Source organism: Legionella septentrionalis (genome assembly GCF_003989745.1).
Lineage (GTDB): Bacteria > Pseudomonadota > Gammaproteobacteria > Legionellales > Legionellaceae > Legionella_A > Legionella_A septentrionalis.
Genome location: NZ_RZGS01000029.1, coordinates 22,618 through 31,310, shown reverse-complemented (window position 1 = coordinate 31,310; position 8,693 = coordinate 22,618). Strand labels below are relative to the sequence as shown.

The following is an 8,693-nucleotide window of genomic DNA, read 5'->3' as shown; positions in this document are numbered from 1 at the left end:
TTTAAAGCATTGGAGGGTAAGGAGCGTGTCCGCGTGGTTTGTATTGATTTAAGCAGTAGCTATCGTGCTTTAGTCAAACGCTTTTTCCCTCATGCCAAAATTGTGGCTGATAGATTTCATGTTATACGGTTAATTAACCAACTTAGTATGCAAACCTTTCATCAGATTGACCCTGCCATGAAGTATCAAAGAGGTACCCTCATGGCCTTGAAAACCAAGCCCGAAAATCTATCACCATTGCGCTTAAACAAACGTAATCGCTATTTGGAACAGCAGCCCGCCATTGCTGCCATTTATGATTTTAAACAACAACTGCATCAACTATTAACCAAGAAGCATTGTACGGCTAAAGAGTGCAAGCGTTTGCTACCACAATTCTTGGAAATGGTGAAAGAACTAAGGCAGAGCCCCTTTCAATCACTTAAAACATTAGGTAATACATTATTTAAATGGAGAGAAGAAGTCGTTAGAATGCTTCGCTTTACGAAGAACAATGGAATAACTGAAGGGTTTCATCGGAAGATGAAATTGATTCAGAGAAGAGCTTACGGATTTAGAAATTTTGAAAATTATAGGTTGAGAGTTAGAGTGCTGTGCGGATAAGTGAAGTGCCCCCGGATTTGGGGAAGACCCAAGAATTGGCATTGATGATATTTTTTGGACTAGAGCACTTCTGGGCCATGCACATCAGTGTACTGGCCTATGCTATGAAGTGATTGTCATGCTTGACTTAAAAGTGGCGCGCCCGGAAGGATTCGAACCTCCGACCCCCTGGTTCGTAGCCAGATACTCTATCCAACTGAGCTACGGGCGCGTTTTTCTTGGCGGAGAGAGAGGGATTCGAACCCTCGATGGGATTTTGTCCCATACTCCCTTAGCAGGGGAGCGCCTTCGACCACTCGGCCATCTCTCCGTTCAATGGTGACGAAGTATAGCAGGTATTAACTTGCCGTCAACACCGAATTGAAATTTAGATGAATTTTATGAATATTACTAACCGTTTTTTAGTTTCCAAAACCATGCGATTGCTGCTATCTTTAGTTGGCACGAAAATGGCAGTTTTGCAGTAGGGACGTATCAGGAGGAGTAATGAAGCAGAAGTCAAATTTGAATGGAAGAGAGGTTTATGTCGTTGACGGCAATCGCACGCCTTTCTTGAAGGCAAAGGGTGTTGGCCCTTTTAGCGGATCAGATTTAGCAGTAGCGGCCGGCGTACCTTTATTAAATCGACAGCCTTTCTTGCCAACCGATTTAGATGAAGTCATCATTGGTTCGGCTATGCCTGGGCCAGATGAAGCGAATATTGCCCGGGTTGCTTCCTTAAGATTAGGCTGCGGTGAGAGAGTCCCGGCATTTACAGTAATGAGGAATTGTGCGTCTGGAATGCAAGCGCTGGATAATGCCGCCCTGCAAATTGCAAGCGGGCGTAGTGATTTAATATTGGCAGGCGGGACAGATGCCATGAGCCACGCTCCCTTACTGTTTAATCAAAAAATGGCTGCATGGCTTGCACAATGGTATTCAGCTAAAAATGTGCAGCAGCGCTTGGGTTTGATTACCCGATTTCGCCCTTCCTACCTGGCTCCTGTTATCGCCCTGTTGCGTGGGCTAACGGATCCCATTGTTGGTCTTAATATGGGACAAACTGCAGAAAAACTAGCTTATCGCTTCAATATCACTCGCGAACAAATGGATCAGTTTGCCTATGAAAGCCATATGCGTTTGTCGCATGCTTATGCAGAAGGCCGTATGACTGAAGTTACTCCCATGATTGATCCTGCTGGTAAATTATATTTGCAAGACAATGGCATACGTGCCGATTCCAGTGTCGAGAAGCTGGCTACATTAAAACCATTTTTTGATAAGTACGGGATGGTGACTGCTGGGAATAGTTCGCAGGTTACCGATGGCGCATGTTTATTACTGCTTGCAAGCGCTGAAGCGGTTAAAAAGTTCAATTTGCCGGTGTTGGGACGCATAGTCGATTCCCAATGGGCTGCCTTGGATCCTGCACAAATGGGGCTTGGTCCTGTGCATGCAGCCACTCCCATCATGCAGCGGCATAATTTACAGCCGAATGATTTTGACTGTTGGGAAATCAATGAAGCGTTTGCCGCACAGGTATTGGCTTGTCTGGCCGCTTGGGATGATGAGGAATATTGCCGCACGCAGCTGGGATTAAAAGACGTCATGGGCTCGCCTTCCCTAGATCGTTTAAATAAAGACGGTGGAGCAATCGCTGCCGGCCATCCAATTGGAGCCAGTGGCGCGCGCATTGTTTTGCATGTGTTAAAAAATTTAGAGCAGCATAATGGGAAACGTGGCATGGCTGCCATTTGCATTGGCGGGGGGCAGGGCGGAGCTATGTATCTGGAGCGGGTGACTGAGGTGATAGGACATGAATAATTATAAACATTGGGAAGTATCTCATGATGATGATCACATTGTCTGGTTGGGACTGGATCGAAAAGATACGACGGTAAATAGTTTAAATGATGAAGTATTGGACGAACTCAATGGTTTGCTGCAAGAACTCGCTCAAACAAATATTACTAAAGGCTTGATCATCTATTCAGCAAAGAAAAAGGGCTTTATTGCCGGCGCCGATGTGAATGAATTTTCAAAATTCAGTGATCCGGGCCGTGCAGTGGATTTTTTGCGAAAGGGTCAGGCTGTTTTTTCCCGTATCGAAGCCCTGCCATTCCCTACCATTGCTATGATTGACGGTTTTTGCATGGGGGGAGGGCTTGAATTGGCATTGGCTTGCGATTATCGCATTGCAACGGATGATAGGGATACGCGGTTGGGATTGCCAGAAGTATTGTTGGGTATTCACCCCGGCTGGGGCGGTACAGTGCGTCTACCCAAATTAATTGGCGGCTTTCATGCATTGTCGCAAGTCATATTACCCGGCGCTTCGCTTTCGGCTACCAGTGCCAAAGCGTTGGGGCTTGTGGATGATGTGGTGCCGCTTCGCCAATTAAAACGTGCAGCCATTCATTTTATTAATAAGAAGCCCCGTAAGCACAAACCCAGTTTTTGGCAATCTTTAAGCAATTATTCTTGGGCTCGCATGCTCCTGGCCAAAGTTTTCAGGCGTCAATTGGCTAAAAAGGTAAGGAAAGAACATTATCCTGCTCCTTATGCTGTAGTGGATTTATGGGAGAAGGAAGGTGGGTTTGACGATCGGGCATACCTGAAAGAAGCGGATTCTGTAGAGCAATTGATCACGAAAAATGACACTGCTACGAACCTGATTCGTGTGTTCCAATTACGTGAACGCATGAAAGGCTTTGCCAAAAACAATGATTTTCATGCCCGTTATGTCCATGTCATAGGGGCTGGCGTAATGGGTGGGGACATTGCTGCCTGGTGTGCTTTGCGTGGTTTGCGCGTAACATTACAAGACCGATCATTTGAGCAGCTGGCACCGGCGATTGCGCGGGCTCATGCTTTATTTAAGAAGAAACTGCGCAAGCCCAGACTTATTCAAGCAGCCATGGATCGCCTGATACCTGATCCGGATGGATTTGGCATATCACGTGCTGATGTCATCATTGAAGCGGTGTTTGAAAATTTGAATGTGAAACAACAAATTTTTAAGCAAATAGAAAAACAAGCCAAGCCTGAAGCAATTATTGCTACGAATACTTCGAGCATTCCCTTGGATGAAATCAGTGCAGTGATGGAAAATCCGCAGCGGTTGGTAGGAATTCACTTTTTCAACCCGGTTGCAAAAATGGAATTAGTAGAAATAGTCAGTGGCTTGAACACTGCAGAATTGGTACAAAAACAAGCGTGCACATTTGTCGGCCAAATTGGGCGCCTGCCTTTACCGGTTAAATCGAGCCCCGGGTTTTTAGTAAACAGAGTCCTGATGCCTTATTTAATGGAGTGCGTGCAGTTATTGGATGAGGGTTACCGTGCGGAAGTCATTGACGAGGCGGCGAAATCATTTGGCATGGTTATGGGGCCTGTGGAATTGGCTGATACGGTTGGTATGGATGTGTGCCTTGCCGTCGCAGAAAACCTGACTGCGCATTTTGGAGGAACCGTTCCGCAAAAATTGCGCGACATGGTGCAAGCTGGTAAGCTGGGCCGGAAATCCGGTGAAGGGTTTTACCGTTATAAAAATGGAAAACCCGTTAAGCAGAAAATAAGCCAGTCCAGCAGTAATCAAGAAATTGCCGATCGATTAATTTTACGCATGGTGAATGAAGCTGCTGCTTGCCTACGCGAGGGTGTAGTTGCCGATGCTGATTTATTAGACGGCGGTATGATTTTTGGTGCAGGTTTTGCTCCATTTCGCGGTGGGCCCATGCATTATGCAAAACAGTTTGGGCACGATAAACTCAATGAGTTGTTTGCTAAGCTCGAAACCCAGTACGGGGATCGTTTTAAGGTAGACGTTAATTTAAATTAATACTCTATCAGGATGGGCAATCAAAGAATTGCCCATCATTCCTGTTAAGCCCCTATGAATAATTTTAACTTCAAGAAATTGTTTACGAATCTTTGCTTTATGGTTTCCCTGCTGCATTGTAAAGCAATGTTTGCACTCACTTTTATAGTCCACGATAATGAAAACGCAGTCGGGGAGATAAAGTATGTTCGTGCGCAAGCTGGAGAAACCCTTGAGGAAATAGGATTGCAGCATGACATAGGTTATCATGAAATTGTGCGGGTAAATCCTAGGTTACTTCCCCACGCCCCCTTACAGGCAAATACTCGCATCATGATTCCCTCACGATTTGTTTTGCCTAAAATTTCCCGTCCGGCTCTGGTAATTAATTTGGCAGAGTTCAGGCTTTATTTTTTCCCGGCACAGGATAATGTTGTACTTACCTATCCAGTCGGCATAGGACGTAAAGGATGGAACACTCCTACTGGTTTAACCAAGATCATCGCCAAGGAACGTGCGCCTGCTTGGCGGCCTTCTTCCAAATTACGCGCAGAAAATGCTAAAAATGGTGTTTTACTCCCGGAAACATTTCCTCCTGGCTCTGCAAATCCCTTAGGGATGCATGTTTTACGCTTAGGTTGGCCTTCATACCTCATCCACGGCAGCAACAATCCGTATGCCATTGGAAAACGCAGTACTGCAGGTTGCATCCGCCTCCTTGCTGAAGACATGGAATATTTATTTAGCAAGGTGCCTGTAGGGACGCCGGTTAAGATAGTTAATATCCCTCGGCACAAAGCAGGATTTCAGCATAAACCGGATGCATGGGGCTGAGCTTTAGTAGACTCTTGTCACGTCTTGGACTCGCGCCTGAAGTTATGGCAAAGATAATGAAGAAAGTGAGTGATTAAGATAACAATTACAGAACCCAATAAATCGATCGGATAATGCCAGCCCAATAGGACACAGGAAAGTGACAAAAAGAAATTAATGGGTGCAAAAATATAAAATAAGATGCGCCACTCACGTAGCATATACAAGCAAAACCAAGCCCAAATGACATGAAAGGAAGGCAGCGCAATTAAGCCACCTTCCAGTGTTGATGGTTTTATATGGTGATGAATTTCCCAAAATTTCAAGCCAGTTGCTTGTTGGAATTGGTTAAAATATGGGCTTTTAAGGACGCTGGCTGGCGCTGTGGTAGGGAAGAAATAATAAAAAGTAAGGCCTATGATGGCGCTTGTTAACAAAAAAAAATAATATTCGCGAATTAGATGGTACCGCCCCGCAGCAATGATGATGAGCGGAAAAACAATCATTTGATCCAGTAAATTATAATAGAGAAAATTGAGCATGGCTTTAAAAGCAGGATGCGCACTTGTCCATGCCATCCATTCAACCAGGTTTATGCCCATCGAGGTTTCTAAAAATACAATGTACTCATCAATGGGGGGAAAGGGAGTATACTGAACTGCATTACTGGCAAACGTGAGTATTAAAATAACCAATAAGTAAAAAATGACTTCTTTAAGTTTTTTTAAGAGCCGTGTTAATCTGGTTGAATTCCCGAATTGTAAGGAAAGCCCGCTATAGACGAGTAATAAAGTTAGAAAAATAACAGGAGTATGAGGAGGGAAATAATTGTTGCCGGGGTAGCGGTAATAAAAGAAATTAACTCCCATCGCCAGCAGCGATAGAACCATGAGCAGGGCAGCCGCATACAAGGTGCATCGAGAACGTGTTATATGCATTAAAAAACATACCTACTTAAGAATTTGCACGCGTTTTATTTATTAAGTGTATTCTATAATCGCAGGTGGGACTATTCTACCGAAATTTCCCGTTGCTTTATGGCATGATAAATTTCTTCTCTGTGCACATTGATGGAGCGAGGTGCATTTACTCCAAATTTTATATTGCCATGTTCCTGCGTTTGAAAAGCAATAAGCTGTACAATTTCGCCGTCAATACAGATTATTAAGGGTTCTTCAAAAGGGATTGTGACAATACGCATACGAAAAAACCTCTTTATTTTTTAATATCTTATAACTTATTGATAACACAAATGCAAATGTAATTGTATTTTTTTCTTGCTTTTTCAGTTTTAAAAAGGGCTGATATCAGTAAATTATTGTCTTTTTTTGGTTCTATTAGAAATAAATTTGCTCTAATGTTATAATTTAATGAAAGAAAGATGACATTGAGGCCATATGCCAGACAAAGACTTAAAAGAGCGATTTAACAATTGGCGTCAGGCAAAAGCAGCAAGCGAAGAAACGGTATTTAACACAGTCGAGCTAATTGATGGTTATGTGACAAGCCATTCATTTCAAAACATGGTGAGCCTTACGGAAAAATCTTCCGTATTTATGGGAATTAATCAATATAAGGAACCTTTACGAGGGGCGGTTGCCTATGGTTTCCTGGAATTAGATAAACATGCAAATGCTTTTGCAGAAAGTAGCGAAGAACGGGCGATATTAAACAAGGTAAAAGATACTTTTACCCCACTCTATCAGAATTTAATTACCGACGGACCAAGATTAATTCCCATTCTGATTAAACAATGTAATGATTGGCTGGATAAATACGCCAATGTCAATGATGATAAAAAAGCGCTGAGATTGGAATTGTTCAAATCTCTTTTTGCGGTATTGAAATTTATAAAACTTTATATTGATTCTTTGCCGCGCTTAATCAAATGGTCTGCAGGTAAGGCGATTGATTTTAAGCAAATGGATACTTTGCTTGATCGGGTTCAAAAAATCCTGGCTGCTCAAGAACACTCGCCAAATAAGGAGCCTAAAGAGTTCATGCCGCAGGAAAGCGGTGAACAAGATGCTGGTACAAAGATCAGCATTGAAAAACAAGAATTATCAAGCCCAGAGGAAACTTTGCAGAAGCCCAAAGAGCAAGAAGTTCCTCCACTCAAGTTGTTGTCGGTTAAATTTCTCAGTCAAGACGAACTTAAAGAACAATCTACAGCGATATTAAAGCAACAAGACAAAACAATTTCGGCAAAAGCAGGCGAGATCATTACCCTGTTAAAACAAGAAAACGACAATCGAGCTAAAGTATTGGATAAGGCTAATGAGATAAAACGCCTTGAAGAAGAAAAATCCAATATCCAGCAATTTATTAATGCCTTAAAGAATCCGTCATCAGCAGATGAAAAATACCTGAGTTGGGTTAAAGAGTTTTCTGGAAAAAATGAAGAAATAGATAAACTTAATCAGTTTAAAGCAGAGTTAAACTCTCCAAAAAATATTTATTCATTGCTAAACGATAATGAAGAATATAGGAAAATCGCCGATTTAAAGAGAAATCAGCAATTGCATAATAAAATTATGCAGATTAAGCCAGCAGTTCAGCATGCACCCAATAATCCCTTAATCTCACCGTCGGAAACCGCTACGACATTTTGGGGAATTTTCACCGGGATTGCTAACACCCTTGATAAAACAATGAATCAATGTGAACAATTCGTTTTTGACGCTGCCCAGACAATTGTAAATGTTTTAGTGCAGCATGATCCTGTTGAAATTGAAAAACAGTGTAGGCGAGAGCTTCTGACGATTGTCAATCAAAAGCTAGAAGCCATAGCTTGTCAATATCAGCAAGGAATAGATTCACAATTGGCACAGGCCCAATCAATGCTTGGAGAAGCCCAACATGATGCAACAGAAGCATTGGAGCAATCCATCAAAGCCAATTCACTACAGATAAACGCCTTAAATTCCTTTAAAGAATTGGCAGAAAAAATTGAGCAAAATTCGGCAAGCCTGGCAAAGGTTAAAAATCTTGATACTGAGGTTAGCCTATTTATCCAAAAACATGATACATGGCTGCTGCGGTTGCAGACCCTTTTGGTTAAGTGGCTGCCTAAATTTTGGTCCGAGGAGGTCGGCGCTTTTTACAAAATAAAGGATTTTCAGCAGGAGCTTAAAAAAGCTGAACAAAATTATAGTGAATCCTTGGCAGAGTCTTTAAATAAGCTATCCGCTATTGAAAATGATGAAATAAAGCCCGCGATTGATGAAGTACTAAAAAATGCAAGTCAGGGAATTGATGTCAAGCCTCAGCAAATATATAAGAAAGAATCCAACATCACGTTTTTTGCCCGGGTTAGTACGCAAAGCAAAGATTTTGTAAACAGTTTAGAAAAAGAAAAAAGTAATGATCCTTCCGGATTTAAACCATCCAGTTGAATAGTCATCTCAATAAAATAAGCGAGCGCCTCTTTTAGTCTATTTTCTCCCCCTCATTTTGACCAAAAAAATTGCTCCTGTGT

General features: G+C 42.4%; 7 protein-coding genes and 2 tRNA genes. 5 read left to right on the top strand and 4 right to left on the bottom strand.

The genetic code is table 11. The features are described 5' to 3' along the window. The coding region (locus tag ELY11_RS09430) for a transposase (protein ID WP_148110527.1) at window positions 1–603 on the top strand (603 nt) is incomplete at its 5' end. A gap of 134 nt (window positions 604–737) precedes the next feature. Here ELY11_RS09430 and ELY11_RS09425 read toward each other — a convergent pair. Both ELY11_RS09425 and ELY11_RS09420 read right to left on the bottom strand, forming a co-directional pair. Next, window positions 738–814: transfer RNA gene (locus ELY11_RS09425), tRNA-Arg, on the bottom strand. An 8-nt stretch (window positions 815–822) separates the two neighbouring features. Beyond that, window positions 823–913: transfer RNA gene (locus ELY11_RS09420), tRNA-Ser, on the bottom strand. Window positions 914–1,089: 176 nt separating this feature from the next. On the opposite strand from ELY11_RS09420, the gene ELY11_RS09415 reads away from it, so the two are divergent. The 3 genes from ELY11_RS09415 to ELY11_RS09405 are packed head-to-tail and all read left to right on the top strand — an operon-like array spanning window position 1,090 to window position 5,236. After that, the gene (locus ELY11_RS09415) at window positions 1,090–2,406 is read left to right on the top strand and encodes an acetyl-CoA C-acetyltransferase (RefSeq protein WP_127033247.1); all 1,317 of its coding nucleotides are present in this window, start codon (window positions 1,090–1,092) and stop codon (window positions 2,404–2,406) included. Then, the gene (locus ELY11_RS09410; protein WP_127033245.1) at window positions 2,399–4,423 is read left to right on the top strand and encodes a 3-hydroxyacyl-CoA dehydrogenase NAD-binding domain-containing protein; all 2,025 of its coding nucleotides are present in this window, start codon (window positions 2,399–2,401) and stop codon (window positions 4,421–4,423) included. Before ELY11_RS09415 ends, ELY11_RS09410 begins: the two co-directional genes overlap by 8 nt. 54 nt (window positions 4,424–4,477) lie before the next feature. Next, window positions 4,478–5,236, top strand: coding sequence for a L,D-transpeptidase family protein (locus tag ELY11_RS09405; protein ID WP_127033243.1), 759 nt, complete (start codon window positions 4,478–4,480; stop codon window positions 5,234–5,236). 17 nt (window positions 5,237–5,253) lie between these two features. Here the strand turns inward: ELY11_RS09405 and ELY11_RS09400 are convergent, their stop codons facing one another. Both ELY11_RS09400 and ELY11_RS09395 read right to left on the bottom strand, forming a co-directional pair. Further along, window positions 5,254–6,153, bottom strand: a complete 900-nt coding sequence (locus ELY11_RS09400; RefSeq protein ID WP_127033241.1) for a phosphatase PAP2 family protein — start codon at window positions 6,151–6,153, stop codon at window positions 5,254–5,256. A 71-nt stretch (window positions 6,154–6,224) separates the two neighbouring features. Beyond that, window positions 6,225–6,416, bottom strand: a complete 192-nt coding sequence (locus ELY11_RS09395; RefSeq protein WP_126954879.1) for a carbon storage regulator — start codon at window positions 6,414–6,416, stop codon at window positions 6,225–6,227. A 196-nt stretch (window positions 6,417–6,612) separates the two neighbouring features. On the opposite strand from ELY11_RS09395, the gene ELY11_RS09390 reads away from it, so the two are divergent. Continuing rightward, window positions 6,613–8,610 (top strand): hypothetical protein, encoded by a 1,998-nt coding sequence (locus ELY11_RS09390; protein ID WP_127033239.1) that lies wholly within the window; start codon window positions 6,613–6,615, stop codon window positions 8,608–8,610. Window positions 8,611–8,693 lie beyond the last annotated feature (83 nt).

Bases quoted from the DNA above. Each gene is read 5' to 3' on its own strand.
- ELY11_RS09395 (WP_126954879.1), bottom strand. From the start codon at position 6,416: ATGCGTATTGTCACAATCCCTTTTGAAGAACCCTTAATAATCTGTATT.
- ELY11_RS09390 (WP_127033239.1), top strand. From the start codon at position 6,613: ATGCCAGACAAAGACTTAAAAGAGCGATTTAACAATTGGCGTCAGGCA.
- ELY11_RS09410 (WP_127033245.1), top strand. From the start codon at position 2,399: ATGAATAATTATAAACATTGGGAAGTATCTCATGATGATGATCACATT.
- ELY11_RS09400 (WP_127033241.1), bottom strand. From the start codon at position 6,153: ATGCATATAACACGTTCTCGATGCACCTTGTATGCGGCTGCCCTGCTC.
- ELY11_RS09405 (WP_127033243.1), top strand. From the start codon at position 4,478: ATGAATAATTTTAACTTCAAGAAATTGTTTACGAATCTTTGCTTTATG.
- ELY11_RS09415 (WP_127033247.1), top strand. From the start codon at position 1,090: ATGAAGCAGAAGTCAAATTTGAATGGAAGAGAGGTTTATGTCGTTGAC.